General features: G+C 64.3%; 21 protein-coding genes. 5 read left to right on the plus strand and 16 right to left on the minus strand.

Annotation, left to right across the window (positions count from 1 at the left end; translation table 11 throughout):
• Positions 1-12: 12 nt before the first annotated feature.
• From glcE to DOM58_RS08320, 4 genes are all read right to left on the minus strand, one after another.
• Positions 13-1,194 (minus strand): glycolate oxidase subunit GlcE, encoded by a 1,182-nt coding sequence (gene glcE, locus DOM58_RS08305; protein WP_110692481.1) that lies wholly within the window; start codon positions 1,192-1,194, stop codon positions 13-15.
• Between the two features lie 52 nt (positions 1,195-1,246).
• Positions 1,247-2,746 carry a glycolate oxidase subunit GlcD gene (gene glcD / locus DOM58_RS08310; protein ID WP_110692482.1) on the minus strand — a complete coding sequence of 500 codons (1,500 nt, stop codon included), beginning with the start codon at positions 2,744-2,746 and terminating at the stop codon, positions 1,247-1,249.
• 269 nt (positions 2,747-3,015) lie between these two features.
• The gene (locus DOM58_RS08315; protein WP_110692908.1) at positions 3,016-4,713 is read right to left on the minus strand and encodes an L-lactate permease; all 1,698 of its coding nucleotides are present in this window, start codon (positions 4,711-4,713) and stop codon (positions 3,016-3,018) included.
• Between the two features lie 369 nt (positions 4,714-5,082).
• Positions 5,083-7,434: an FdhF/YdeP family oxidoreductase gene (locus tag DOM58_RS08320; protein ID WP_110692483.1), complete on the minus strand. Its 2,352-nt coding sequence runs from the start codon at positions 7,432-7,434 to the stop codon at positions 5,083-5,085.
• A gap of 245 nt (positions 7,435-7,679) precedes the next feature.
• On the opposite strand from DOM58_RS08320, the gene DOM58_RS08325 reads away from it, so the two are divergent.
• Positions 7,680-8,390, plus strand: a complete 711-nt coding sequence (locus DOM58_RS08325; RefSeq protein WP_110692484.1) for a glutathione S-transferase N-terminal domain-containing protein — start codon at positions 7,680-7,682, stop codon at positions 8,388-8,390.
• 174 nt (positions 8,391-8,564) lie between these two features.
• A complete protein-coding gene (locus DOM58_RS08330) occupies positions 8,565-9,254 on the plus strand; it encodes a glutathione binding-like protein (protein ID WP_110692485.1) in 690 nt (229 codons plus the stop codon).
• 66 nt (positions 9,255-9,320) lie between these two features.
• Here DOM58_RS08330 and DOM58_RS08335 read toward each other — a convergent pair whose 3' ends face one another.
• The 8 genes from DOM58_RS08335 to DOM58_RS08370 all read right to left on the minus strand — a co-directional run bounded on the left by DOM58_RS08335 (position 9,321) and on the right by DOM58_RS08370 (position 17,682).
• Positions 9,321-10,277 (minus strand): D-2-hydroxyacid dehydrogenase family protein, encoded by a 957-nt coding sequence (locus DOM58_RS08335; RefSeq protein WP_245392199.1) that lies wholly within the window; start codon positions 10,275-10,277, stop codon positions 9,321-9,323.
• Positions 10,278-10,372: 95 nt separating this feature from the next.
• Entirely contained in the window at positions 10,373-11,194 is an 822-nt protein-coding gene (locus tag DOM58_RS08340) for an amino acid ABC transporter ATP-binding protein (RefSeq protein ID WP_083627652.1), read from the minus strand.
• On the minus strand, positions 11,187-11,852 hold the full coding sequence (locus tag DOM58_RS08345; protein ID WP_110692486.1) for an amino acid ABC transporter permease: 666 nt from the start codon (positions 11,850-11,852) through the stop codon (positions 11,187-11,189). The genes DOM58_RS08340 and DOM58_RS08345 overlap by 8 nt, the downstream gene beginning before the upstream one ends.
• Positions 11,853-11,900: 48 nt before the next feature.
• The gene (locus DOM58_RS08350) at positions 11,901-12,542 is read right to left on the minus strand and encodes an amino acid ABC transporter permease (protein ID WP_075561052.1); all 642 of its coding nucleotides are present in this window, start codon (positions 12,540-12,542) and stop codon (positions 11,901-11,903) included.
• A gap of 133 nt (positions 12,543-12,675) precedes the next feature.
• On the minus strand, positions 12,676-13,584 hold the full coding sequence (locus tag DOM58_RS08355) for a transporter substrate-binding domain-containing protein (protein ID WP_245392200.1): 909 nt from the start codon (positions 13,582-13,584) through the stop codon (positions 12,676-12,678).
• 159 nt (positions 13,585-13,743) lie between these two features.
• Positions 13,744-14,661 (minus strand): CobW family GTP-binding protein, encoded by a 918-nt coding sequence (locus DOM58_RS08360; RefSeq protein ID WP_110692487.1) that lies wholly within the window; start codon positions 14,659-14,661, stop codon positions 13,744-13,746.
• The gene (locus DOM58_RS08365; protein ID WP_110692488.1) at positions 14,654-16,282 is read right to left on the minus strand and encodes an amidohydrolase; all 1,629 of its coding nucleotides are present in this window, start codon (positions 16,280-16,282) and stop codon (positions 14,654-14,656) included. Before DOM58_RS08365 ends, DOM58_RS08360 begins: the two co-directional genes overlap by 8 nt.
• Entirely contained in the window at positions 16,279-17,682 is a 1,404-nt protein-coding gene (locus tag DOM58_RS08370; protein WP_075561055.1) for a sodium/glutamate symporter, read from the minus strand. Before DOM58_RS08370 ends, DOM58_RS08365 begins: the two co-directional genes overlap by 4 nt.
• A gap of 246 nt (positions 17,683-17,928) precedes the next feature.
• On the opposite strand from DOM58_RS08370, the gene DOM58_RS08375 reads away from it, so the two are divergent.
• Entirely contained in the window at positions 17,929-19,437 is a 1,509-nt protein-coding gene (locus DOM58_RS08375) for an aminotransferase-like domain-containing protein (protein WP_245392240.1), read from the plus strand.
• Positions 19,438-19,535: 98 nt separating this feature from the next.
• On the opposite strand, the gene DOM58_RS08380 is transcribed toward DOM58_RS08375, so the two are convergent.
• Positions 19,536-20,864, minus strand: a complete 1,329-nt coding sequence (locus tag DOM58_RS08380) for an aspartate aminotransferase family protein (RefSeq protein ID WP_110692489.1) — start codon at positions 20,862-20,864, stop codon at positions 19,536-19,538.
• Between the two features lie 413 nt (positions 20,865-21,277).
• Between DOM58_RS08380 and DOM58_RS08385 the strand changes: the two genes are divergently transcribed.
• On the plus strand, positions 21,278-22,060 hold the full coding sequence (locus DOM58_RS08385) for a sulfite exporter TauE/SafE family protein (protein ID WP_223162149.1): 783 nt from the start codon (positions 21,278-21,280) through the stop codon (positions 22,058-22,060).
• An 81-nt stretch (positions 22,061-22,141) separates the two neighbouring features.
• On the plus strand, positions 22,142-22,903 hold the full coding sequence (locus tag DOM58_RS08390) for an SDR family NAD(P)-dependent oxidoreductase (protein WP_110692490.1): 762 nt from the start codon (positions 22,142-22,144) through the stop codon (positions 22,901-22,903).
• A gap of 165 nt (positions 22,904-23,068) precedes the next feature.
• Here the strand turns inward: DOM58_RS08390 and DOM58_RS08395 are convergent, their stop codons facing one another.
• The 3 genes from DOM58_RS08395 to DOM58_RS08405 all read right to left on the minus strand — a co-directional run bounded on the left by DOM58_RS08395 (position 23,069) and on the right by DOM58_RS08405 (position 26,000).
• Complete coding sequence (locus tag DOM58_RS08395) at positions 23,069-23,917, minus strand: Tim44 domain-containing protein (RefSeq protein WP_110692491.1); 849 nt, start codon at positions 23,915-23,917, stop codon at positions 23,069-23,071.
• A 210-nt stretch (positions 23,918-24,127) separates the two neighbouring features.
• Positions 24,128-24,910 carry a peroxide stress protein YaaA gene (gene yaaA / locus DOM58_RS08400; RefSeq protein WP_075561059.1) on the minus strand — a complete coding sequence of 261 codons (783 nt, stop codon included), beginning with the start codon at positions 24,908-24,910 and terminating at the stop codon, positions 24,128-24,130.
• Between the two features lie 52 nt (positions 24,911-24,962).
• Complete coding sequence (locus DOM58_RS08405) at positions 24,963-26,000, minus strand: NADP(H)-dependent aldo-keto reductase (protein ID WP_075561060.1); 1,038 nt, start codon at positions 25,998-26,000, stop codon at positions 24,963-24,965.
• Positions 26,001-26,317: the final 317 nt, after the last annotated feature.

The following is a 26,317-nucleotide window of genomic DNA, read 5'->3' on the forward strand; positions in this document are numbered from 1 at the left end:
ATGGAAGTCTCCTCACCACTCGGCGTAAAGCCGACCGGGGTTGAAAATCGCCTGGGGGTCGAGTCGGTTCTTGAGCTGGCGGTGATATTTGGCCAGGACCGGTGCCAGCGGCGTGAAAGGCGAATCGCCGCTGGCGCCGGGGGTGTATCGTGTGGCGTGACCGCCGGCGGCGATGGCGGCCTCGTGGATGTGGATGTCGGCCCGCGGGTCGTCCTCGAAACCGCCTCCCTCGGCACTTTTCAGCCAGCGTTGGGCACCGGCCCAATCGACGAGCCAGTCGCCCTCGAGCGAAGGCGTACGGGCCAGCGCCGGCAGCGACAGACGCCACAGGGTACGCTCGGCAACGGTATCGACAGCGCCATCGAGAGCGTCATCGAAGAAAGGCAGCCGCTGCTCGCGTAGCTGCTCCCAGAACAGCGGCTCTTCCGGTTCACCGCCAAGGCGCTGACGCGTGGCCGATACCGAGCCTTCACCGCCTTCGAGGCGCACGTGCAGTGCCGTTCCATCGTGGGCGGCGCCGGTGATCGGCAAGGGTTTTCGACCCCAGGCCGTCAACCGATCGAGCGCTTCGGCCAGCGGCAGTTCGAGTCGCAGACAGGCGTGCGCCTGGGGGATGGGCAGCACCTTGAACGAGATCTCGGTCAGCACGCCGAGCGTGCCCTGGGCGCCGACCATCAACCGCGAGAGATCGTAGCCGGCAACGTTCTTCATCACCTCGCCGCCGAATCGCAGCAGCTTGCCATCAAAGGTAATGACGCGAACGCCGAGCACGAAATCGCGCACGGCACCGACCCACGGGCGACGGGGGCCGGAAAGTCCGGCGGCGACCATGCCGCCCACGGTGGCGTTGTCACCGAAGTGCGGTGGTTCGAAGGCGAGGCGCTGGCCGTTGTCGGCGAGCACCCGTTCGAGATCGCGAAGCCGAGTGCCGGCGCGCACGGTCGCCACCAGCTCCACCGGATCGTAATGCACGATGCCGTGGTGGCCGGTGGTGGAGAGCGACTGCGCGGCATCGACCTGGCGACCGTAGAACGCCTTGGTGTCACCGCCGACGATTCGCAGCGTGGCTCGCTCGGCCTGGGCGCGCGCGACCTGCTCGCAGAGCGCTTCGCTGTCGTCGTTGCCCGCCAGCGCATCCGGCCCGGGTTCGTCCGCCGAGGTGTATTCCGGCCGCTGATCCTGCAGATGAGTCATGGGCGTGATTCCTGTTTCTGAAGCGGCGTGGCGCTATGCCTCGTATCAGAGCTTAAAATCTGGGCAGCTCGGGATGCGGCAGCTCACCGTGATGCACGTGCATGGCACCGAATTCGGCGCAGCGGGCCAGCGTCGGGATATTCTTGCCGGGATTGAGCAGCCGGCGCTCGTCGAAGGCGGACTTCACCGCATGAAACAGGGTGATCTCGTCGGCGGCGAACTGGGTGCACATCTGGTTGAGCTTTTCGCGGCCGACGCCGTGCTCGCCGGTAATGGTGCCGCCCGCCTCGACGCACAGCTCGAGAATCTTGCCGCCGAATGCCTCCGTGGTCTCGAGCTCGCCTGGCTGGTTGGCGTCGAACAGGATCAGCGGGTGAAGATTGCCATCGCCGGCGTGGAAGACGTTGGCGACCCGCAGTCCGTAATGCGCGGACAGTTCGTTGATGCCCTTGAGCACGCGCGGCAGTTCACGCCGCGGAATGGTGCCGTCGATGCAGTAATAGTCCGGCGACATCCGGCCCACGGCGGGGAAGGCGGCCTTGCGTCCGGCCCAGAACAGCTGGCGTTCGGCATCGTCGCGGGCGAGCTGGATCTTAGTCGCGCCCGCGGCGTTGAGCAGCTCGCGAACCCGCTCGCAGTCGGCCTGCACGTCGACTTCGACGCCGTCCAGTTCGCACAGCAGAATCGCCTGGGCGTCGACCGGGTAGCCGGCGTGAACGAAATCTTCGGCGGCGCGAATTGCCAGGTTGTCCATCATCTCGAGTCCACCGGGAATGCAGCCGGCGGCGATGATGTCCCCGACTGCTCTGGCGGCGAGCTCGACGTCGTCGAAGCAGGCCATCAGCACTTTGGCCACTTCCGGCTTGGGCAGCAGCCGCACCGTGACCTCGGTGATTACCCCGAGCATCCCCTCCGAGCCCATGAACAGCGCCAGCAGGTCGAAGCCGGGAGTATCCAGCGACTCGCCGCCGAGGGTCATGCGTTCGCCCTCGATGGTGACGATATCCACGCTCAGCACATTGTGAACGGTGAGCCCGTATTTCAGGCAGTGCACGCCGCCGGCGTTCTCGGCGACGTTGCCGCCGATCGAGCAGGCGATCTGCGAAGAGGGATCGGGGGCGTAGTAGAGCCCGTAGGGGGCGGCCGCCTCGCTGATCGCCAGGTTGCGCACGCCGGGCTGAACGCGGGCGATGCGGGCATCGGCATCGACGCTCAGGATCTTGTTGAAGCGAGACATCACCAGCAGCACGCCTTTTTCCAGCGGCAGTGCACCGCCGGAGAGGCCGGTACCGGCGCCGCGCGTCACCACCGGCACGTGATGTTCGTAGCAGACCCGCATCAACGCCTCGACCTCGGCCAGCGTCGTGGGCATGGCCACCAGCATGGGCAGCACTCGATAGGCCGACAGTCCGTCGCATTCGAACGGGCGCAGATCTTCCTCGCGATCGAGCAGTGTCAACTGGGGGGCGACTGCCAGGATGGCCGCCATCAGCGCCGACTTGTCGACGTCGGCGATATCGCCATCGATGCGTTCGTCGTAAAGCAGTTCCATGACTTCTCCTGGAGCCGGTCGGCGGCAGGTACGGTTCGAAAGAATGGCGTTTGTGGAAGGGCTTTCCACATTGGCGATGCGATCATTCTGTGGAAGGCCGTCGTCGGGGGCTATTAGCCAAAAGCCCAACGAACGGATAAAGGGTCAGATCACGGGGCGATAAAGGTGTCGCGACGAGAGAGCGACTCCCGGCGGTGCCGGGAGTCGTGGGGAGCGGCGAGTCGGTGGCGATTCGCCGCCTTGTTCATTTTGGTTCTATCTGTACGCGGTCAGCCGCCCATGAGGGGGTCTTCAAAGCCGAACACGTAGAACGCCAGCAGCCCGATGGTCCCCGCGAACAGGCAGTAGTAGATCGTCGGCAGGATCGTCTTGCGCAGCGTCGTACCCTCGCGACCCAGCAGCCCGACGGTGGCCGAGGCCGCCACCACGTTGTGGATCGCGATCATGTTGCCGGCGGCGGCGCCCACCGCCTGCAGCGAGATCATCATCGCGGTGGAGACGCCGAGCACTTCGGCGACATTGAACTGGAACGCCGCCAGCATCAGATTGGAGACGGTGTTGGAGCCGGCAATGAACGCACCGAGCGCGCCGACTGCCGGGGCGAACAGCGGGTAGATCTGGCCCACACCATCGGCGACCAGCTGGGCCATGGCGACAGGCATCGAGACTAGATCGGACTCGTTGACACCGGAGTTGATCAGGATCCGCACCATCGGAATCGTGAACAGCAGCACGAAACCGGCGCCGAAGATGGTCTTGGAGGACTCGGCAAAAGCGGCCTTGACCTGCGGGGCGCGCATGCGATGCAGGAAGATCGTGCAGATGACGGCGATCAGGATGATGCCGCCGGGCAGATACAGCCATTCGACGCTACCGGAGACGCCCTGTTCGCCCAGAATGTTGCTCCAGCCGGTACTGATCGACGACAGCCCCGCCTTGACCGAGGGGATGGTGCGCGAGATCACCAGCAGGATGGCGACGATGACGTAGGGCATCCAGCCGCGAAGAGTCGACATCGGCGCGCGCCCGGCGACGTCATCGACCTTGATCTCGATGGTGCCGATCCACTCTGCAGGCCATTTCGAGCGCTCCGGGAAGTCCCAGGTATCCTTGGGCAGCAGGAAGCCCTTGCGCGCCGCCGGGACCACGATCGCCAGCCCTATCAGGCCGCCCAGCAGCGACGGGAATTCAGGTCCCAGGAAGACGCCGACCAGCATCGAGGGGACCACGAAGCTGACGCCGACGAACAGCGCGAACGGTGTGATCGACAAGCCTTCGGTCCAGGATCGGTTTTCGCCGAAGAAACGCACCATCACGATGACCAGGATCAGCGGCATGAAGACACCGATGATCCCGTGGGTGACGACCACCTCCGAAGTGATCAGGCGGAAATAGGTCTCCCAGGTCGAGCCGTTGGTGGTGAGCTGATCGGCGATCGCTACCTGATTCACGCCACCGGTGACGCCCACCACGATCGGGGTGCCCACGGCGCCGAACGACACCGGCGTCGACTGCAGCATCATGCCGACGACCACGGCAGCCAACGCCGGAAATCCCAGCGCCACCATCAGCGGGGCGGCTACGGCGGCCGGCGTGCCGAAGCCGGAAGCGCCCTCGATGAAGCAGCCGAACAGCCAGGCGACGATCAGCGCCTGGACGCGTCGATCAGGGCTGATCCCGGAGAAACCGTTGCGGATCGCCATGATGCCGCCCGAGTGTTTCAGCGTGTTGAGCAGCAGGATCGCGCCGAAGATGATCCACAGCAGCGATACGGTCATGATCAGCCCCTGCAGCGTCGAGGCCAGCACGCGAGTCCCGGTCATGTCCCAGGCCAGCAGGGCGATCAGTACCGCGACGACGAACACGATCGGCATCGCCGTACGCGCCGCCATGCGGAAGCCGATCAGCAGAACCCCCGCCAGCACCAGCGGCAGGAAGGCGAGCAGAGAGAGCAGCGTTTGATCCATATCGAAAGCCCCTGTGTCGTTATTATCAGCTTCGTTTATCGCCAGGATGGCATCGCCGAGAAGCGACGAAGCGCTCGATCCGCTCCGGTAGCCGGCGCAGCGATTGCCTCGGAAGATAACCACAGGCGGTCTCCCTGCCAATCGTGGTCATCGGGTCTGACCTTTAGGCGGAGAGACCTGCAAGCGCTTTCCAAGTCATTGATCGGTAAAGGGTTGGAAGCCTGTTGCAGGGGTGGAAACGGGAGCGGTTGGCGTTGGCGTTGCGACTAATGGACATCGCCGCCTCACCGGGAGGGTGAGGCGGCGATGATGTCGAGGCAGGAAAGGGCTGGCGACGGGTTCCGGGGAAACAGCCCGGCGCCAGAGCCGTCAGCCGGTGGCGAGCACGCCGGTCTCGGCTTCGACCTGCTCGGTGGACATCAACTCGAGCGTCACCGGAATCGACTTGCCGGCGATAGTGTTGCTCTGCCGATCCCGATTGGCCAGCGGAATCAGATCGTTGACTTCAGGGTAGTAGGCGCCGAGACAGTTCTCCGGCAGGTCGTAGGCGATGATCTTGAAGCCCGAGACCTGGCGTTCGATACCGTCGTCGCTCACCGCTCTCAAGGTGACCCAGTTGCCGGCTTGGAAACCGTGCTTTTCGATGTCGGCGGGGTTCATCATCAGCACCATGCGGGTGCCGTAGATATCCCGATAGCGGTCGTCATAGGAGTAGACCGTGGTATTGAACTGATCGTGCCCGCGGATCGACAGCAGCTGAAAATGGGCTGCGCCCGGTTCGGACGCATCTTCGGTGAGATGGTCGTCGGGAAACAGGAAGTTGGCCTTGCCGGAGTCGGTGTTCCAGATCCGATCGCGGGCGGCGATATCGAGATGAAATACACCCTTCGCTGCCAGACGCTGATTGAAATCGTAAAAGGTGTCCGGCTGCGTCGCCTCGATCTTGTCGCGGATGCGCGCGTAATCCTCGGCGAGCCACTCCCAGTCGACCTTGGCGTTGGGCGCCAACGTCGCCTTGCCGAGCCCGGCGACGATGGCGATCTCCGAGCGCAGATGCTCTGACGCCGGCTCCAGCGCGCCCTTGGAGCCCTGCACGTTGCACATGCCGTCTTCGATGGTGATGGTCTGCTCGACACCGGCCTGAACGTCCTTCTCGGTACGCGCCAGCGCCGGCAGCAGATAGGCCGCCTTGCCGTGAATCAGATGGCTGCGATTGAGCTTGGTGGCGATCTGGACGGTGAGCGGTATGTCGCCGACGTGGGCGGCGACGCGGGCCTGATCGGCGATCGCGCGGAAGAAGTTTCCGCCCATGCCGAGAAACGCATCGACTTCGTCACGCAGGATCGCCTCGCAGCAGAGCGACACGTCGTGACCGTGCTCGCGCAGACATTCGATCCCGAACACCTCGTCCATCTTCGACAGGAACGCCTCGCCGGACTTGTGGAAGATCCCCACGGTGCGATCGCCCTGGACGTTGGAGTGGCCGCGAACCGGGCAGGCGCCGGCGCCACGCCGACCGATATGACCGCCCATCAGCAGCAGATTGAGAATCTGGTGGACGTTGTCGCCGCCGCGAATGTGCTGGGTGATGCCCATGCCCCAGCAGCAGATCACGCGCTCGGCCCGCATCCAGGCGCGGGCGGCTTCCTCGATCGCCGCCCGTTCGAGACCGCTGTGACGCTCGATGCGCTCCCAGGGCAGGCTACGGCAATGGTCGGCAAACGCGCTGAAGCCGTCGGTATGCATCGCGATGAAGTCGTGATCGATGACACCCTTGGCGGCGCTGGCTAGCGCCTCGTCATCGACCTCGACGATGTGCTTGCACATACCCTGGATCGCGGCGATATCGCCGCCGATGCGCACCTGATGATACTGCGAGCTGATCGGCACGCCGTGGTTGGTCAGCATGTCCTTGGGCGTCTGCGGATTGGCGAATTTGACCAGCGCCCGTTCGCGCAGCGGGTTGAAGGTGATGACCTCGGCGCCGCGCAGTCGTGCCTCGTGCAGCAGCCCCATCATCCGCGGGCTGTTGGTGCCGGCATTCTGGCCGAACAGGAAGATGCAGTCGGTATGTTCGAAATCGTCCAGCACCGTGGTCGCCTTACCGACGCCAATGCTCTGGGGCAGTGCCACCGTGGTGGTCTCGTGGCACATGTTGGAGCAGTCGGGAAAGTTGTGCGTGCCGAGCATGCGACCGTACAGCTGCCACAGGAACGCCGCCTCGTTGGAGGTGCGACCCGAGGTGTAGAGTTCGACGCGTTGGGGGTCGAAGGACTTCACCCGCTCGCCGATCTCGCGAAAGGCGGTCTCCCAGTCGATCGGATCGTACTTGTCGGTCGCCGGGTTGTAGCGCAGCGGATGCGTCAGCCGGCCCTGTTTCTCCAGGGCGTGATCCGACCAGCCGTGCAGCTCGGAAACGGTGTGCTTGGCGAAGAATTCCGGCGTGGTCCGCGCAGCCGTTGCCTCCCAGGCGACCGCCTTGGCGCCGTTTTCGCAGAACTCCGCCGGGCCGGGTTTTTCCGGGTTGGGCCAGGCGCAGCTGGGGCATTCGAAGCCACCCTCGGGGTGGTTGATCTTGAACATCAGGCCGTTGCCCTTGAACGGCACCTTCTCGCGCAGGAAATGCGATTCGGTGGCCTGAATCGACTGCCAGCCGCCGCCCGGCGCATCGTGTTTGCCCTGCTTGCCATGCAACTCGTCGTCCTTGAGTCGGCGTACCATGATCTACTCCTTCGTGACCGATCTGAGGTGGTAAACCCGCCGTGCTCCCGTCTGAAAGTCCTGCCTGAAAAGGTGACTCGCAGGCTCACGGTATGACTGCTATCCGTAACAGTATGGCAACGATTTCCGATCTTCGCCGACGCGATGTGGATCGTCAGCGCGTGTTCCGGGTTTGACGGCTTACTCTCCCTTGGACATGCTGCGACCACTGCAGCGTGATAACTGTATCTGACGAGGAGTGTGACATGGGCCGCAAGATGTTCGATCTGTGCGGGCGCGACGAGCGTCTGCGATTCTCTCCCTACTGCTGGCGGGTCAAGTTTGCGCTGGCGCATAAAGGGCTCGATTGCGAATTCGTCCCGTGGAAGTTCACCGACAAGGAGGCGATCGCCTTCTCCGACCAGTCCAAAGTGCCGGTACTGGTCGATGGCGACCAGACCGTCGTCGACAGCTACGAGATATTTCGCTATCTCGATCGCGTCTATCCCGACAAGCCGCTGCTGGGCGACGAGACGGCCGAGGCACGCGCGCGGTTCTTCAAGTTCTACGCCGAGCGTTCGCTGGCGCCGGGCGTGATGCGCACCATTCTGATGGACGTCTTCAACGCCGTGCATCCCGACGACCGCGAGTATTTCCGCACCACGCGTGAAAAGGCGTTCGGGCGCACGCTCGAGGAGATGCATTCGCCGAGTCAGGGACTGTCGATGCTCGACAAGGCCCTGGAGCCGATGCGTGGCCGGCTGGAGGAATCGCCGTTCCTGGAGGGCGACGAGGCCGGCGCATCGGATTACCTGGTGGTGGGCGCGTTCATGTGGGCCCGGGTCGCCTCCGCTGCCGACCTGATCTCCAACGCCGACCCGGTCTACGCCTGGTTCCAGCGGATGCTGGATCTGCATGGCGGCACCGGCCGTAACGCCACGCGGATCGTCGATATCGACGGCGGCTATGCCAACTGATCGCGAGCTTTAGCCGGTCGCGCAGGGTTTTTTGGCCCGGCGGGCAGGGGAGGGTTGGACTCACAGCGAAGAGGCTTTTGAACGGCGCGGGGCGATGTCGGAAGACGCCGCCTCGCGCAAAGCCTATCCTGACAGCATCCGGCTTATCGCCGGGCGTCACGACAGGAGCCTGTGATGATCGATCTCTACTACTGGACGACCCCCAACGGTCACAAGATCACGCTTTTTCTCGAGGAAGCGGGTCTCGATTACCGTATTCATCCGGTCAATATCGGCAAGGGTGAGCAGTTCGCGCCTGAGTTTCTCGAGATCGCCCCCAACAACCGCATTCCCGCCATCGTCGATCGTGCACCGGCCGACGGTGGTCAGCCGCTATCGCTGTTCGAGTCCGGCGCGATACTCGAATATCTGGCCGACAAGAGCGGCAAGTTTCTGCCCAAGAGCGGGCGCCAGCGTTATCGCGTGCTGCAGTGGCTCAACTGGCAGATGGGCGGGCTGGGGCCGATGGCGGGCCAGAACCATCACTTCCGTCACTACGCACCGAAGAAGATCGATTACGCCATCGAGCGGTACATGAACGAGACCTCGCGGCTCTACCGCGTCCTCGACAAGCAGCTCGACGCCAACGATTACGTTGCCGGCGACGACTACTCCATCGCCGATATGGCGATCTGGCCGTGGATCAAGCCGTTCGAGAAGCAGGGGCAGGATCTGGAGGATTACCCCAGCCTGCAGCGCTGGTTCGAGCAGGTCGGCAACCGCGAGGCTGTCAGGACCGCCTACGCCAAGGCGGAAGAGATCAACCCGCAGAACAATGTGGAAATGACCGACGAGGCGCGCAAGCACCTGTTCGGGCGCCAGTAGCGCCGACGCCAGATTTGGCAACGTCGACGACAACCCCGGCTTCGGCCGGGGTTGTCGTTTTGCGGTCTAGCCGGCAAAAAACTCCCGGACCTGTCGAAACGCGGTCGAGAAATAGAGCTCGTAGGTGTCCTTCTCGACGAAGCCGATATGCGGTGTGGCCAGCACGCGGGGGTGGGCCTGGTAAGCGTTGGCACCCTCGGGCTCGTTCTCGTAGACATCCAGCGCCGCCGCACCCGGGCGGCCGGCGTCGAGGGCATCGAGCAGCGCACTGGGTCGGATCAGCTCGGCCCGGCTGGTATTGACCAGCAGCGCGTCGGCGCGCATGGCGGCAAGGTCCGCCGGCGTGATCATGCCGCGAGTGTCATCGCTGAGCTTGAGATGCAGGGTGATCACATCGCAGCGGGCAAGGAACGCGTGACGATCGGGCTCGAATTCGACCCCCAGTTCGAAGGCGCGCCCGGCGCTGCTTTCCCGACCATGCGCGACGATGTTCATGCCGAAAGCCTGGGCGTAACCGGCGACCAGACTGCCGATCTTGCCCAGGCCCCAGATACCCAGCGTGCGCCCATGCACGGCATGGCCCAGCGACTCCGCCTCGAGACGCTCGTTGGTGCGCTGCCAGTCGCCCTCGGCCTGTCGGGTGAGATAGCCGCCCAGCCGCCGACAGCCGGCCATGATCAGCAGCCAGCTGAGCTCCGCCGGGGCGATCGGCGAACCGCCGCCGTCGCGAACGGCGATGCCCAGTTCCTCGCAGGCCTCGACGTCGATGGCCGAGGAGAGACGCCCGGTCTGGACCACCAGCTTGAGGTTCGGCAGCTGCGCCAGCAGTTCGCGGGTCAGCGAGGTGCGTTCGCGGATCAGGATGATGGCGTCGCTCTCCGCCAGGCGCGCGGGCAGCGCCTCGTCTTCGAGATGTCGATGCTCGATGTCCAGGCGCACATCGCTGCCGTCGAGCTCGTGAGCGGCGTCGAGAAAGGCACAGCATCCCTGATAGTCGTCCAAGACCGTAACCGTTATCGACATGACAGCTCCTCGAGATGATGGCGTTTGCGCATTGTTGGCACTTTCGTCATCGGCTGTCGAGTCGCTTTCACCGTCTTCGATTGCCGGTTTTCGGTTCAGCTCTCTTCCCGCTCCAGGAACTTGCGTACCCGCTCGGTACTGGGGTTGGTGAAGAACGTCTCCGGGTCGGCCTGTTCGATGATCAGCCCCTTGTCCAGAAACACGACCTTGTCGGAAACCGCGCGGGAGAACGCCATCTCGTGGGTGACGACGATCATGGTGTATCCCTCGGCGGAGAGATCCTTGATCACCGCCAGCACCTCGCCGACCAGTTCCGGATCGAGTGCCGACGTCGGCTCGTCGAACAGCATCACTTCCGGCTGCATCGCCAGCGCCCGGGCGATCGCCACGCGCTGCTTCTGGCCGCCGGAGAGGGTGCCGGGATAGGCATCGGCCTTGGCCGACATGCCGACCTTTTCCAGCAGTTCGCGAGCGTGAGCTTCGGCCTCGGCTTTCGATTTACCCAGCACGTGGATGGGCGCTTCGGTGACGTTGTGCAGCACGTTGAGATGCGGCCAAAGGTTGAAGCTCTGGAAGACCATGCCGGTACGGGCGCGAACCCTGGCCAGCTCGCGTACCGGCATGGGACGCCCGGCATCGTTGACGCCGATGCGCTGGCCGCCGATGTGGATGCTGCCGCGGTCGGGCTGCTCCAGCCAGTTGATGCAGCGTAACAGCGTCGATTTACCGGAGCCGGAGGAGCCCAGGATCGTCACCACGTCGCCCTCGCGAACCTCCAGATCCACGTCGCGCAGGACCTCGACGCCGTCGAAACTCTTCGAGAGATGGCGGATCGAGACTGCGGCTCTCTCGCTGCGGGCTGCGCCGGTCGCGGTTTGTTCAGACCTGACTCTTTCGGATGTGTTCTTCTCAAACATTATCGAATCCCCGTTTGGCGCTGAAACGGCCGCACTGTTTGACGATGATCTCCATGACCACACTGACCGCCCAGTAGAAGCCGATGACCACGATGAAGGCCTCGGTGGGAATGAAATAGGTTCCCGACAGGCTGTTGGCGGCGGCGGTGAGCTCTCGCACGGTGATGATCACCAGAAAGGCGGTGTCCTTGAGCGCGTAGATCAGCTGGTTGCCCAGCAGCGGCCGGGTCTGCATCACGATCTGGGGCAGAATCAGGCGGAAGAACATCTTGCCCTTGGTGAAGCCGTGGGCCTTGGCGGCTTCGACCTGACCGGGCGGAAAGGTCAGCCGCGCGCCGCGGAATATCTCGGCGAAGTAGCAGCCGTGGTAGACCGCCAGTGCCCCGACGCCGGACCACCAAGCATCGAGACGAATATCGATCGCCGGCAGGCCGTAGTAGAGCAGATAGGCCAGGATCAGAAACGGCAGCATCCGCATGCCGTCGATGAACACCCGCAGCGGCACGGTCAGGCGAGGGCGGCTGCCCTCCAGCAGATAGAGCATGCCGCAGCCGATCGCGAAGGCGGCGCTGATCGACAGGCCGAAGATCTCCATCGTGCTGAAGAATCCGCTCCAGAACTGATCACGAGCGCTCCACAGAATTTCCCAGTTACTCATGGCGCCTCCGCAGCGTTTCGTTCCACCGCTTCTGTCGTCGTGGTCTCATCACACCGCCAGCCGATTGGCGCGACGTTCGGCAATTCGCTGCAACCAGACCAGACAGCCGATCGCGGCCATGTAGAGCGCACAGGCGACCAGAATCGGTGGCAGAGGTTCGTAGGTGACGGCCGAGATGCGATTGGTGACCCGGGTCAGGTCGACGATCCCGATCACCGCGATCGCCGGGCTGCCCTTGATCAGAAAGGACATCTCGTTGATCAACCCGGGGAGGCTGGTGATCATCATCTGCGGCAGCATGATGCGGCGGAACGTGACCCACGGCGTCATGCCGGCGGCCATGGCCGCCTCGCGCTGATCGCGGGAGAAGTTGCGAAAGGCGCTACGCCAGATTTCGGCGTTGAACGCCGTGGTGTTGAGCGTCAACGCCAGGATGCCGGCCACGTTGCGGTCGAGATTGATGCCGAAGGTCGGGGCGCTGAGAAAGATGAACAGCGCCAGCGTGACCAGCGGCGTGGCGCGCGCCAGGCTGATGTAGAGCACCAGGATCTGGTCGACGACGGGAATGCGGGCGAGGCGTATCAGGGCCAGCATCAGGCCGGCCGTCACCCCGATGACGATGGAGACGCCGGAAATCCAGACGGTCGTCCAGGCGCCTTCCATCAGCATGTGCCAGGCACTGGCATTCATGGGCGGCTCCCGAGGGCTTGAGAACGGGGGAGGCGCCGTGCGAACCCGCGGCGCCAAGGATGTTACGTGTCAGGCGCTGTGACGTGTCAGGCGATGCGGTATGTCGTGCGACCTGACGGTCAGGCGACCTGGATCAGTCGTCCAGCCCCGCCAGCTCGTGGAACTGCTCGACGCTTTCCAGCGGCTCGTCCGGGAGGTCGGGGAAGCTCTCGCCGAACCATTTCTCCTGCAGTTCGGCCAGACGGCCGGTCTCCTTCATGTGATCCAGGAACTTCGTCATGTAGGCGAGCAGTTCCGGGCTCGACTTGGGGATCGGCCAGGAGACGTAGCCGGCACCGGAAACCGCCGGGCCCTTGGCAAAGACATCCGGCTTGGAAGCCACCAGCGTGTTGACCGGCACCGCCGAATCAATCACGAAATCGAGACGGCCGTTGGCCAGGTCGGCGAAGGCTTCGGGGTAGGACTCGTACTGCACCACTTCACCCAGCTCGCCGCCGTCGTCCTCGAGCATCTTCTTCAGCTCCGGCAGTCGCGACAGCAGCACGCTGCCCGCCTGAACGCCCACTTTCTTGCCGCTAAGATCGTCGACGTTGTTGATGCTGTCGTCATCGGCGCGCTTGATCGCGAAGTGCTGGGCAGAGGCATAGGGCGGGGTGTAGTTGAACACCCGCAGGCGTTCATCGGAGACCGACGCGCCGGTCAGCGCCATGTCGTACTGGCCGGTGGAGACGGCCGCCAGCAGGCCGGTCCAGGGCAGGATGTCCTGGCGGATCTCGAAGTCGGCGTAATTACGCAGCTCCTCGAGCATGTCGGTGTTGAAACCCTTGGCGTTGCCATCCTCGATGAAGTTGAACGGCGCGTAGTTGTCCTCCGTCGCTACGCTCAGATAGCCGCGGCTTTCGATTTCCGGCAGGTCGGCGGCGAAGGCCGTCAGCGACAGGGTCGACAGAGAAAGTGCCATCAGCGTACCGGCCATGGCCTTGGCAGCGAGACGTGGCAGCGGGAATCTGGCGGTGGGTTTGCGGTTCGGGAAGCGCATCATGAAGTACACCCTCTCATTGTTGTTGGTGTCGGTGATTGATCGTGATGATTGGTCGTGACGATTGCGTACCGGTGATCCCACCCTAAAGAATCCGGGAGCGGTTGCTGTAGAGCCAGTTGATGAGCATCGGCTGGCCAGATCGGCGTTGCCGCCGGCAAATCAGGCGAGAGCTTTCAGCGCCGAGATCAGCGCATTGAAGGAATCGCCAGCGAGGCCGATCCCCACCAGTTGGCTGGCACCCGGGCGTGGCGCAGAAGGCGTCCATTCGGCTCTCCCGCCGCTCCACTGGAACACGTAGTTCCGGCCGTCGGCCTGAAGGAAGCCCTTGGCTCGCGCCAGGCCATCGGCATGCTCGGTGAGCAGAGACTCCAGCGTTTGCCGTGACAGCGAGGAGGGAAGCGCGATCGCGAAGCGCTGCCAGTCGGGGTCGCGATCATCGGCGGCGGGGCGAAATGTCGGCGGTCGCACGGGCGCGGGTTTCGGTGGCCTCTCGGCGCTGGAATCCACGCTGGCATCGGCGTGGGCGACCTGGGCATGGAGGTTGAGCGACTGCAGCCGACGCATTAGCCCTTCGCGTTCGGCATCGTCGAGATCGTCGCCGCGATTGAGCGAGAGCGTGTCGGCGCTGGCAATTTGGTCGGCCACCAGCTCGCCGACGCGACTGTCACCGAGGCGCTGCGCGAAACTGGCCAGATCGACCAGGGTGACGATGCGAGCCAGCCGGAAGCGGCGTGCCACGCGGATCATGTCGGCGATGCGGCGGGGCCGGGCCACGCCGCTGGTTTCGATGATCAGCGCCGCCGGTGGCTCCGGCCAACGGCCGATACGCGAGAGCTGGGTGCCCAGCTCGTCGCTCAGCGAGCAGCACAGGCAGCCGCTGCTGAGTTTGAGCAGGCGCTCCCCGGCGTAGTCGATCAGCTCGGCATCGATATTGATGGTGCCGAAGTCGTTGACCAGCACCAGCGTATCCGGCGCCACGCCGTCTCGCAGATGGGCGTTGACCCAGGTCGTCTTGCCGGCGCCGAGATAGCCGGCAATCAGTATCACCGGGATCGGATCGGCGTCGGGCTCAGCCATTGTCGAAGACGCGACCACCGACGACCGTCGCGGCGACGCCGATCGAGGCCAGCCGCGCCAGCGGCACCTCGCGCGGGTCCTCGTCGAGCACCGCCATGTCGGCGAACTTGCCCACCTCCAGGCTGCCGACGCGGTCGTCCAGCTTGAGGGTGTAGGCCGCGTCCAGCGTGATCAGGCGCAGCGCGCGTTCCACGCTCAGCGCCTCGTTGGGCCCCAGCACCTCGCCGCTGGCGGTCTGACGGGCGACGGCGCACCACGCCGTGAACAGCGGCGCCAGCGGGGTGACCGGGGCATCGCAATGCGCCGCGATGGGGATGCCCAGGCGATCCGCCGAGGCCAGCGGTTCGAGGCGCTGGCAGCGCTCGAAACCCAGCGTGCGCGAGCGATGGATGTCGCCCCAGTAGTAGAGGTGGTTGGCGAACATGTTGAGGCACACCCCCAGTCGTGCCGCGCGTTTCAACTGGGCGTGGCTGATGATCTGGCAGTGCTGCAGGGTGTGGCGATGATCGGCCCGCGGCCACAGTTCCAGCGCCGATTCGATGGCGTCCAGCATCAGCTCGACGGCCTCGTCGCCGTTGGTGTGGATATGCAGCTGCAGCCCGGCCTGATGATAGCGCTGCACGATCTCGGTCAGGCGTTCCGGCTCGGCGTTCCACATGCCGTTGGGCGAGCCGTCGTGGTAGCCCGGCCACATGAGGCGTGCGGTATAGCCCTGGATGGAGCCGTCGGTCATCAGCTTGACCAGTCCGAAATGCAGCTTGTCGCTGCTCTTGTCGCGGCAGCCCAGCACCCGCTCGATACCGTCTTCGGGCGTGTAGGTCAGCGCGCTCATCGCCGGCGCCAGCCGCATCGGCACGTCGTCCCGGTTGCAGGTGCGCTGCATGCTCTCGACGCCGGCCTCGCTCAGCGGATTGTAGAGGTCGGTCAGCGTGGTCACCCCGTGGCGCTGGCTGATGCGCGCGTAGCGCTCGAGTGTCGCTTCTTCGCTGCCGCGATCGAAGAGGTCGAGGTCGAGCGTGTCGAAGATCGCGAACATCGCTGCCATCTCGCGCAGCTCGCCGTTGGGGCGGCCGTCGTCGAAGGTCACCACGCCCTCGATATCGGCGTGAGACTCGAGTCCGGAAAGGCGCAGCATGGCGCTGTTGACGGTCATCATGTGCAGGTTGGCATGGATGACGACGATCGGCCGTTCGGCGTCGACGGCGTCGAGGTCGTTGCGATCCAGCCGGCGATCCGGGAAGTAGATCGGATCGAAGCCCCAGGCGATTAGCGGGGTTTCCGACGGGAGCTTGCCAACCTGTTCGCCGAGATGGCGCTGTAGCGCGGCGATGTCGGTCAGCCCTGGCCAGGTACGGCCGTCGGGGTCCTGTCGGGGAAAGAAGCCGGCGTAGGGATACTCCCACAGCACGCCTTCCAGCGCGTGGCTGTGGCCCTCGACGAAGCCGGGCAGAATCACCTTGTCGGCGAAGCGCTCGTCGAGTTCGAAGTCACCCAGATCCGTCAGCGTTTCCAGCGAGCCGACCCCCAGAATCCGGCCATCGCGCACCGCGATATGGGTGGCTTCCGGCTGCGAAGGGTTCATGGTCACAATGCGCCGGGCGGCGAAGATACGATGGCTCATGAGGGATTGGGCTCCTGAATCGGTGCGGTGCGGTTGCCCCGGCTGCGCTGCCATTTGAGCAGCAGCGGAATGCAGAACAGCATCAGTATCACGTAGCCGCCGAAGATCGCCAGATAGCTCCAGGCGCCGAGTGAGGGCGCAATCGGGGCGACGAAGAACAGCGTGGGAATATTGACCACGATGATCGCGATGTTGAAGAACGCCAGTTCCTTGGGCACCGAGGTGCTGAAGTCGGCATCCAGCATGCGCAGCAACAAAAGCCCAGTGCCGGTGGAGCCACAGCAGCAGCCGAAGGCGGTGACGGCGCGTTCCGGACCCAACCGACCGCTGAGCCGACCGATCGCCATCGCGCCCAGGAAGGTCACCAGCGTCACCGCGATCGCGATGAGCAGAATCGGCACCAGCAGGGCGGAGAGCACGGCGATCTGGATGCTCATCAGGGTGGCGACGACCATGAAGTCCACCGACCCGCTGGTGATGCGCTTGAGCGTGTCGTCGTCGACCTTGTGGGTCCAGCCAAAGCGGTCGATCGCCATGCGCATCAGCACGCAGACCGTCAGGCCGTGGATGAAGAACAGGTTGTAGCTGAAGAACACCGATAGCACCTGACTGCCTGCCACCAGCGGCTGCATTGCGCTCAGCCATACATAGGTAATGACATACGCCACGCCCAGCAGGCCCAGATGCCAGGCCAGCGAGTCGACGGTGCCGGAGTGCGAGACCTGCTTGCCGGCCGAAGGCTGGGTCTCGGGCGTGTGAAAGCCGCGAACGAAATCGTCGTCGAGCGTCGAATTGCGGTTGGCGTTGAGCCCCCGCTTGAGAAAGTAGCGTGCGGCCGGCACGCCGACGACGAAAGCGGCCACGAAGCCCAGCGACGCGAAGATCACGCCGACCTGCGCGGCGTTGGCGATGCCGTAATCGTTCTCCCAGATCGTGCCGTAGGTCAGTGCTTGGCCCGGCCCCTGGGTAAATCCATGGGTGACGATGGCGCCGAGCAGCGGGCTGAGATCGCTGCCAGTGACGAGGTCGTAGCCCGCCATCAGGCCGTAGCCGATCACCGCCTGAGCGCCGAGACTGGCGGTCCAGATCAGGGTCAACCACAGCCCGCCACCGACGATACCCTGACGCTGTTCACCCGCGGCCGGCTTGGGGCTACCGGTCAGACACAGCGACATGAAGCTCAGGGTGAAGAAGTGGAAGGCCAGCGCGGTGAAATCCGAAGGGCCATAGCCGGGAATCAGCCCCGCAGAGAGCCCGACGAAACCGATGATGCCCGCCACGATACTGCCGGGAATCAGGCTGGCACGCAGCCAGGGGAGGCGGCTTCGCAGCAGGCTGCCGACAACCAGCAGGGCGGCGATCAGCGCAAAGGCGATGACGCCATGGAAAGTGCTGCCCATGATGTAGTCCTCGTGATTGACGTTGTTATGGTCGGGTCATGCGAAATCGTCGAGTCATACTAAAGTTCGGGTGCGTGGCACTACAGGACAGATTTCCGATCTCGTCGAGACAGGCCTTGAGGCCGATTTTTCGGGACCTTGCCACAGACACAGACTCAGGTCTCGAACTGCGGCACCGAGAATAGCGTAGCGAGTCGGTGAAGTGGCTGGTCGACGAAAAAGGAACTGGCGCAAATCTTGCAGCGTATGGAGTTCAGCCACGGGGCGGGACTCGGCATGCTCGATCACTACTTTCATCTCGATTTCGATATTCAGCGTGGCCTGCAGGAACAGCTGCGCGAGGCGCTGCTGGATGCCATTCATACCGGAACGATTCCCGCCGAGGAGGCGCTGCCCTCGTGCCGCAAGCTGTCGCTGCAGCTGGGGATTTCGCGCAATACGGTGGCGCTCGTCTACGAAGGGCTGGTGGAAGATGGCTATCTGATCAGCCGGCCGCGCAGCGGCTACTACCTGCACGATACCTATCAGGAATCCGGCGCCTGCCACGAGTCCGATGCCCTCGAATCGGGCCGAAGAATGGGCGACGAAGTCGTGGATGCACCAAGCTGGGGCGGCCGGTTCACCCATCGGCCCAGCCATCTGCAGGGTGTCCTGCGCCCCGGCAACTGGATGAACTACGAATTTCCCTTCGTTTACGGCCAGCTCGATACCCGGCTGTTTCCCCTGGAGCAGTGGCGCGAGACATCGCGACGGCTGCTGGGCGGACGGCGCGAGCGCCATTGGCTGAGCGATCGCTACGATCAGGACGATCCCATGCTGGTCGAGCAGCTGCGAACCCGAGTGCTGCCCAAGCGCGGCATCCATGCGCGCAGCGACGAGATCCTGATCACCCTCGGCTCCCAGAACGCGCTGTTTCTGATCGCCCAGCTGCTGTTCGATGCGCGGACGCGGGTGGCGATGGAGAACCCCGGCTATCGCGAAGCCGCCAACGTCTTCCTGCGCCAGGGGGCTCAGCTCAGTTATCAGTCGATCGACGGCGAGGGCATGTGCCTGGACGCCGCGGCCGCGAAGAGCGATTACCTCTACGTCACGCCCAGCCATCAGGGACCCACCGGGGTGACCATGAGCCGGCGGCGGCGCGAGGCGTTGATCGAGCAGATCCAGCGTCGCGATCAGATTGTGCTGGAGGACGACTACGATGCCGAAGTCAATTTCGATCGCCACGCCCAGCCGGCATTGAAGGCGAGCCGGGCCGGCTCCCGCGTGATCTACATGAGTAGTCTGTCGAAGCCGCTATCGCCAGGCCTGCGGCTGGGCTACGTGGTGGCCGACGCCGAACTGATCGAGGAGCTTCGCGCACTGCGCCGGCTGATGTATCGCCACCCGCCGACCGGGCTGCAGCAGCAGCTGGCGCAGTTTCTGTCCCAGGGGCATTACGATCGCTATCTCAGGCTGTTCGCCGACGAGATGCGTCATCGCTGGGAGATCATGGATGCCGCCATCGGGCAGGATCTACCCACCTGCCGTCGAGTCGGCGGCGACCATGCCAGCGTGTTCTGGCTGGAAGCCCCCCAGTCGGTCGATACCCAACGGCTGGCGTGGCAGGCCGCGCAGCATGGCGTCCTGATCGAGCCCGGTTTCCAGCACTTCTTCGATCAGGCCCCGCCGCGTAACTTCATGCGCCTGGGGTTCGGCGCCATTGATGCCGAGCGCATTGCGCCGGGCATCAGCCGATTGGCCCGCGCTTTCGGCTAGGCAAGCCTCTTGGGCGCATTCAAGCGCCTGCGTTCATCCAGATGACGGCGACCGGCATGTCGCCGGTCGCGTGTCTGTGTCTGGTCTTATGAGACCGATCAGCCAGCCGCAAACTCGCCCAGCACCTGATCGAGAATGCCCAGACCCTCGGCGACTTCCGCTTCGCTGACGATGCACGGCGGTACGACGTGGATCCGATTCTCGACCACGAACGGCAGCAGGCCCTTGGCGATCAGCGCGTTCTTGATCGCCCCCATCTCCTTGGCCGGTAGCGGCGTGCGGGTGTGGCGATCGCTGACCAGCTCGAGGGCGTGGAAGACACCGAGGCCGCGGGTTTCGCCGACGATGGCGTGATCTTTCACGAGTTGCTGGAGCCCGGCGGCCAGCGGTCCGTTGCCAACACGGTCGGCATTTTCCACGATGCCTTCGTCGCTCATGGCATCCAGCGTGGCGACGATCGAAGCCATCGCCAGCGGATGGCCCGAATAGGTCAGGCCGCCGAAGAACATGAGATCGTCGAAATGGCGGCAGATCGCGTCGGAAATGATCACCCCGCCGGCCGGCACGTAGCCGGAATTGACGCCCTTGGCGAACACGATCAGATCCGGCTTGGCGCCGAAATGCTCGAGGGCGAACCAGCGTCCGGTGCGGCCGAAGCCGGCCATGACCTCATCGAAGATCACCAGAATGCCGTATTGATCGGCGAGCTTACGCACGCCTTCGAGGTAGCCCTTGGGCGGAATCAGCACACCGGCGGTGCCGGGAATCGACTCCAGCAGGATCGCGGCGATGGCGGTCGGCCCCTCGCACTCGATCACCCGCTTCAGATGCTGCAGCGCGCGCTGGCACTCCTCTTCTTCGTTGCCGGCCCAGAAGTCGCTGCGGTAGAGGAACGGGTTGAAGAAGTGAGCGTGTCCGCGGGCGAATTCGTTGGGAACGCGGCGCGGGTCGCCGGTGGCGACGATCGCCGCGCCGGTATTGCCATGATAGGAGCGATAGGCCGACAGGATCTTGTCGCGGCCGGTCACGCTGCGCGCCATGCGCATGGCGTTCTCGTTGGCATCCGCGCCGGCGTTGGTGAAGAACACCTTGCCGAAGCCGGAAGGCGCCCGTTCGAGAATGCGCCTGGCCGCTTCGCCGCGGGCCAGGTTGGCGTGGGCCGGGGCGACGGTGGTCAACGTCTCGGCCTGGGCCTGGATGGCGGCGATCACTTTGGGATGCTGGTGACCGATGTTGGTATTGACCAGCTGGCTGCTGAAATCCAGATACTCCTTGCCGGCGTAATCCCATAGCCGGCAACCCTTGCCCCCCGCAATCACCATCGGCGACAAATTGCCCTGCGTCGACCACGAGTGGAACACGTGCTGGCGATCGAGCTGGTGGACGTACTCATTGGACACGTCTTTGCGGGTGATGGTGTCGGTCATGGCGGAGTTCCTGCTGTTGAGGGTGGCTGACTAATATCCGGTTGCCGAAGCGTGTCGGGTTGCTGGAGTAGGTCGACGGCTAGACGACAAACAGATCAGGCGACAAGCAGATAAGGAAAAAAGGGCCGACGCCTCCGGTCGAACGCGACAGCTCTGGCGATGATTTCGATATCCTGATTCAAGACTAGGGGGCGAGGATCGAATCGCGTAGAGCCAGAATTCAGCGGCGGTCGTGACAGTCGCGTCCTGAGTCGCTCACCAGGCTATGTCGTAAGGGCGGCGCGGCGATGTCCCGCTGCGGGGAGGAAACTGGCTCTACCCCGGCGCCGGGTGGCTGGTTAGGGTTACGGCTCGCGGCGTGAAGCGCCGTGGACGCTCGAAACCCACAGACCAGCGGAGGAGTCAGCAGTATGATGTCATCGATGCCCCAGCTGTGGCCGGCCATCGGTCTGGCGTGCTTTGCCGGACTGGTCAGAGGATACTGCGGGTTCGGCTTTGCCATGCTGCTGGCTCTGGGGCTGATGTTGTTTTTGCCGCCGATCGAAGCCGTGCCGTTGGCGTTGCTGCTGGATTTGGTCACCAGTGCCGGGCTGTGGCGCCGCGCCTTTCGGCTGGCCGACTGGCGACGCCTTCAACGGCTACTTTGTGGCATGGTAGTGGCGACCGGGGTCGGCGTGAGCCTGATTGCGACGCTGCCGGCCGCGCCGATGCGGATTGCGGTCGCCCTGCTGGCGCTGGCCGGTGCGTCGGCCCTGCTGCTGCGGCGTGAACCACGCCCGGACATGGGCGAGATCGAATCGGGCCCGACCGGACGCGAAGCGAAGGGAGGCGGCTGGCCGAGCGTGATGGCCGGCGGCGTTTCCGGGCTGTGCATGACGTTGGCCTCGTCCGGCGGGCCACCGTTGATGCTCTACCTGCTGCATCAGCGCCTGCCGCCGGTGGGCCTGCGAGCCACGGCGATCCTGTTCTTCGCCGCCAGCAGCAGTGCGTCGCTGGTCGGATTGGGCCTGGCCGGCGAGTTGAGCCGTGAAACGCTGGCACGGGCTGCATGGCTCCTGATACCGGCACTGATCGGCAATCTGCTGGGGCAATGGGTGTTCGAGCGCTCGAAGCCACGCTCGCTGAAAGTGACCGTGGCGCCGCTGCTGATAGCGCTATCGGTCTGGGTGCTGGTTCGGGAAGCGCTTGCTGGTTGAAGGCGCCCGGAATCAACGCCGACGATAAATGACGGGTGCGGATAAGCACCCGTTCCATCGAAGTCTGACGAGGAGAATATCGTGAACGATGTCGTTTTCATTACCGGGGCCACCTCCGGATTCGGTCGCGCCGCTGCCCATCGGTTTGCTCGTGCCGGCTGGTCGCTGGTGCTGTCCGGGCGTCGCGGCGAGCGGCTCGATGCGCTCAAGGCCGAGCTGTCCGACAAGGTAGACGTGCACACCGTGGTGCTGGACGTGCGCGACGACGAGGCCGTGCAGCGGGCTGTCGATGCGCTGCCGGAAGCGTTCAAGCGCGTGCGTACGCTGATCAATAACGCGGGGCTGGCGCTGGCGCCGCAGCCGGCACAGAAGGTGGCGCTGAAGGACTGGCATACGATGATCGATACCAACGTCACCGGGTTGGTCAACGTCACCCATGCGCTGCTGCCGACGCTGATCGAGGTCGGTGAAGGATCGACGATCGTCAACGTCGGCTCCATCGCCGGCCAGTGGCCCTATCCGGGCAGCCATGTCTACGGCGCGTCCAAAGCGTTCGTCCAGCAGTTCAGCTACAACCTGCGCTGCGATCTGCAAGGGACCGGCGTGCGGGTAACCGATCTGGCACCGGGCATGGCCGAGACCGAGTTCACGCTGGTTCGCACCGGCGGCGATCAGACGGCTTCCGACAAGCTGTATAACGGCACCACCGCACTGACCGCCGAGGATATCGCCGAGCAGATGTTCTATATCTCGACCTTGCCGGCGCACATCAACTTCAATCGTCTGGAAGTGATGCCGACGCGTCAGGCCTGGTCGGCTTTCGCGGTCGATCGCGACGACTGATGGTGGTCCGGGAGCCGGCGCGGTAACGTGCCGGAGAGCGGGCCGGCGAGCGTGCCGGCGAGAGAACATACGCAAGAGGCCCGAGCCTNNAGGCTCGGGCCTCTTTTTTAGGCGCTTATTCCAATCGCTCTGGCATCACGGCTGGCCGAATGCCAGGCGATGAAGCTAGACGCTGGGGTTCTGCTCGATGCCCTGAACGTACCAGGGAGAGCCATCGCGCAGCGCGCGCTTCAGATGCCAGGTCTCGTTGAACTCGGTCTCTTCACCGTTCTCCTCGAGTACGCCATGGAACAGTACGGTCGCTTCGGCTTCGTCCTTGATCTCCTGCACGCTGCCCAGTTCCGCGAACAGACGCACGATCTCGGTGCGATTGTTGGCCGGCTGCGCCATGCGTTCCGCCTTCAGCAGGTTGTAGAGCTCGGGGGTCACATACTCCTGGATCTGGCTCAGATCGTTGTTGTCCCAGGCGCGCTGCAGGGTAGTGAAATGCTCCTTGGCACCGGTCAGGAAGCGTTCGCGGTCGAACCACTGCGGCTCGGTGGCGATGCCGCCGGTGCTCGTTCCGGTGGCGTTGTCGCCCATGAACGCGGACGGCTGCGACCGGGTCTCTTGCGACTGAGCTTCCTGCGACGCGTCACGCGGCTGACCGCCGTCGCGATGGCCGGCCGGGGCATGGCGTCGACGCCCCGCAATGAGCCGGAAGGCGATGAATGCCACCAGCGCGATCAGCAGCATGTCCATCATCCGTAAGCCGTCGAAGGCGCCGCCGAAGAACAGCGATGCCAGCAGGCCGCCCGCCAGCATGCCGGCCAGCGGCCCGGCGAAGCGCGACAGGCCGGCGCTCGGCTGACGCGGCGGCGCGGCAGCGTTGCTGCGGGTCGTGGTTGGCTGCTGTACCGAGCGCGAGTAGGAGCCGAAGCTCTTGCCGCCGCCCATTCGGCGGGCTTCGGCGTGATCGACCGCGGCACCGAAGCCGAGCAGGCCGACCATCAACATGACGAGCAGATGCCGCATGGCGTTCTCCTGAAAATCATCGTTATCCGGGACGAGTGCCAGCTTCTCGATTGGTATCGATCAGATGCACTCGTTACTGCGAGCATTATCGCAGACCCTCATGAATGGAAGCTGAACGAATCGGCGTCGGATCGGATTCTTTAGTCGGGGTCGTTCAGCCCCGGCCATTCAACCTCGGCCATTCAGTCACGGCTGTTTAGTCACGGCTGTTCAGTCACGGTCCTGCTCGCGCCGACGGAAGACGGGTTTGCCCGGTTTCGATTGGTCCGGCGCGTAGCGATATCCGGCGACGTCGAACCCGGTCAGTGCCGCGGGCTTGTCGATCCGTTCACGGATCAGCCAGGCCGCCATCAGCCCGCGGGCCTTCTTGGCATAGAAGCTGATGATCTTGAACTGGCCGTTCTTCTCGTCCTGGAATACCGGGGAGACGACTTCGGCCTCGAGCGTCTTGAAGTCGATCGCCTTGCTGTACTCGTTGGAGGCGAGATTGACCAGCGTTGAACTGCCGCTGGCGGCGACTGCCTTGTCCAGATCCTGGGTCAAGCGATCCTGCCAGTAGGCATACAGGTCCTTGCCGGCGGCATTCTCCAGACGGATCCCCATTTCCAGCCGGTAGGGCTGGATCAGATCCAGCGGTCGCAGCATGCCGTAGAGCCCGGACAGGATCCGCAGGTGGTCCTGAGCGAAGGCGTTGTCAGCCTTGCCGAAGCTGGCCGCTTCCAGGCCGACGTAGACGTCGCCCTGGAAGGCCTGCGCCGCGGGCTTGGCATTGTCGAGCGAAAACGGCGTCTTCCAGTCGGCATAGCGGGCGGCGTTGAGCCCGGCGAGCTTGTCGCTGATGCCCATCAGTTCCGACAGCTGCTGGGGAGAGTATCCACGCAGGATGTCGATCAGTTCCCGGCTCAGATCGAGATAGTCGGGCTGGGTGACGGCGGATGTCGTCGAGGGTGTCTCGAAGTCCAGCGTCTTGGCCGGAGAGAGGATACTGAGCATGGCGTTGCCTACCGTAGCGTGTGGAAGTCGGGAAACAGGTCTTCGGCGGATATCAGGGGCAGGGGTTGGAGATCCGCCGGTGCACGCCCTCGATCGCTTCCAGCACCTCGTCGGAGAGCTCGAGCGAGTCACTGCCGATATTGGTCTCGAGCTGCTCGAGCGTGGTCGCGCCGATGATGTTGCTGGTGACGAACGGCCGCGACGTGACGTAGGCCAGCGCCATCTGAGCCGGATCGAGGCCGTGCTCGCGGGCGATGTCGACGTACGCCTGGGTCGCCTCGTTCGCCAGTTCGGAGGTGTAGCGGGAGAAGCGTTCGAACAGCGTCAGCCTGCCCTTGGCTGGCTTCTGGCCGTCGAGATACTTGCCCGAGAGCACGCCGAACGCCAGCGGAGAGTAGGCCAGCAGGCCGACGGACTCGCGATGAGCGATTTCGGACAGGCCGATCTCGAAGCTGCGGTTGAGCAGATTGTATGGATTCTGGACGCTGGCGACCCGCGGCAGGCCTTGGGTTTCGGCCAGATGCAGGCAGCGCATGACGCCCCAGGGGGTGTCGTTGGAAAGCCCCACGGCGCGGATCTTGCCGGCATCCATGGCCTCTTTCAGCGCGCCCAGGGTCTCTTCCAGCGGTGTGGCATCGCTGTCGTCGCCGGGCAGATAGCCCAGCTGGCCGAAGCAGTTGACGTGCCGGTCCGGCCAGTGGAGCTGATAGAGATCGAGATAGTCGGTCTGCAGGCGCTTCAGACTCGCGTCCAGTGCCTGGTGGATCTGCTCGCGGGTATGGCGCGGGCCACCACGCAGATGCTCCATGCCCCGGCCGGCCCCTGCTGCCTTGCTGGCGATGATCAGATCGTCGCGCTTGCCACGTTTCTGTAGCCAGCTGCCGATATAGGCTTCGGTGCGTCCCTGAGTCTCGGGCTTCGGCGGCACCGGGTACATCTCGGCAGCGTCGATGAAATTGATGTCGGCGGCGATGGCGCGGTCGAGTTGCTCATGGGCTTCGGCTTCGGTGTTCTGCTCGCCGAAGGTCATCGTGCCGAGGCACAGGCGCGAGACCTGCATGTCGGTGTTGCCGAGAGGGCGTCGCTGCATGTTGCGCTCCAGAGGGTAAAAACGCCGGGTCGAGAGGAACCGGACCGTGACGAAAAAGGCGGTGAAAATCGTATGTTACTGGCGCCGCTGTGAGGCGGCAAACCCGGCCCGGGCGTCAGGGGTTGAGTCGCTGCCCGGGCAGGCGTATTCTTGCGGCCTTTCGCCGCTCGGCCCCGGTCGAGCGCGCCTGTGTAGAGTCGATTCCGACGCGCCATAGATTGTAAGAAGCGGCACGCTGTCCAGGCAGCGTGCGCTCATAGAGAACAAGAGGCGTCCAGATCGACACGGTAGTTCGGACCGTTAACGGATCCCAGTCT

The organism is Salinicola halophyticus (genome assembly GCF_003206695.1).
Lineage (GTDB): Bacteria > Pseudomonadota > Gammaproteobacteria > Pseudomonadales > Halomonadaceae > Salinicola > Salinicola halophyticus.

Bases quoted from the DNA above. Each gene is read 5' to 3' on its own strand.
- glcE (WP_110692481.1), bottom strand. From the start codon at position 1,194: ATGACTCATCTGCAGGATCAGCGGCCGGAATACACCTCGGCGGACGAA.
- glcD (WP_110692482.1), bottom strand. From the start codon at position 2,746: ATGGAACTGCTTTACGACGAACGCATCGATGGCGATATCGCCGACGTC.
- DOM58_RS08315 (WP_110692908.1), bottom strand. From the start codon at position 4,713: ATGGATCAAACGCTGCTCTCTCTGCTCGCCTTCCTGCCGCTGGTGCTG.
- DOM58_RS08320 (WP_110692483.1), bottom strand. From the start codon at position 7,434: ATGGTACGCCGACTCAAGGACGACGAGTTGCATGGCAAGCAGGGCAAA.
- DOM58_RS08325 (WP_110692484.1), top strand. From the start codon at position 7,680: ATGGGCCGCAAGATGTTCGATCTGTGCGGGCGCGACGAGCGTCTGCGA.
- DOM58_RS08330 (WP_110692485.1), top strand. From the start codon at position 8,565: ATGATCGATCTCTACTACTGGACGACCCCCAACGGTCACAAGATCACG.
- DOM58_RS08335 (WP_245392199.1), bottom strand. From the start codon at position 10,277: ATGTCGATAACGGTTACGGTCTTGGACGACTATCAGGGATGCTGTGCC.
- DOM58_RS08340 (WP_083627652.1), bottom strand. From the start codon at position 11,194: ATGTTTGAGAAGAACACATCCGAAAGAGTCAGGTCTGAACAAACCGCG.
- DOM58_RS08345 (WP_110692486.1), bottom strand. From the start codon at position 11,852: ATGAGTAACTGGGAAATTCTGTGGAGCGCTCGTGATCAGTTCTGGAGC.
- DOM58_RS08350 (WP_075561052.1), bottom strand. From the start codon at position 12,542: ATGAATGCCAGTGCCTGGCACATGCTGATGGAAGGCGCCTGGACGACC.
- DOM58_RS08355 (WP_245392200.1), bottom strand. From the start codon at position 13,584: ATGATGCGCTTCCCGAACCGCAAACCCACCGCCAGATTCCCGCTGCCA.
- DOM58_RS08360 (WP_110692487.1), bottom strand. From the start codon at position 14,661: ATGGCTGAGCCCGACGCCGATCCGATCCCGGTGATACTGATTGCCGGC.
- DOM58_RS08365 (WP_110692488.1), bottom strand. From the start codon at position 16,282: ATGAGCCATCGTATCTTCGCCGCCCGGCGCATTGTGACCATGAACCCT.
- DOM58_RS08370 (WP_075561055.1), bottom strand. From the start codon at position 17,682: ATGGGCAGCACTTTCCATGGCGTCATCGCCTTTGCGCTGATCGCCGCC.
- DOM58_RS08375 (WP_245392240.1), top strand. From the start codon at position 17,929: ATGGAGTTCAGCCACGGGGCGGGACTCGGCATGCTCGATCACTACTTT.
- DOM58_RS08380 (WP_110692489.1), bottom strand. From the start codon at position 20,864: ATGACCGACACCATCACCCGCAAAGACGTGTCCAATGAGTACGTCCAC.
- DOM58_RS08385 (WP_223162149.1), top strand. From the start codon at position 21,278: ATGTCATCGATGCCCCAGCTGTGGCCGGCCATCGGTCTGGCGTGCTTT.
- DOM58_RS08395 (WP_110692491.1), bottom strand. From the start codon at position 23,917: ATGCGGCATCTGCTCGTCATGTTGATGGTCGGCCTGCTCGGCTTCGGT.
- yaaA (WP_075561059.1), bottom strand. From the start codon at position 24,910: ATGCTCAGTATCCTCTCTCCGGCCAAGACGCTGGACTTCGAGACACCC.
- DOM58_RS08405 (WP_075561060.1), bottom strand. From the start codon at position 26,000: ATGCAGCGACGCCCTCTCGGCAACACCGACATGCAGGTCTCGCGCCTG.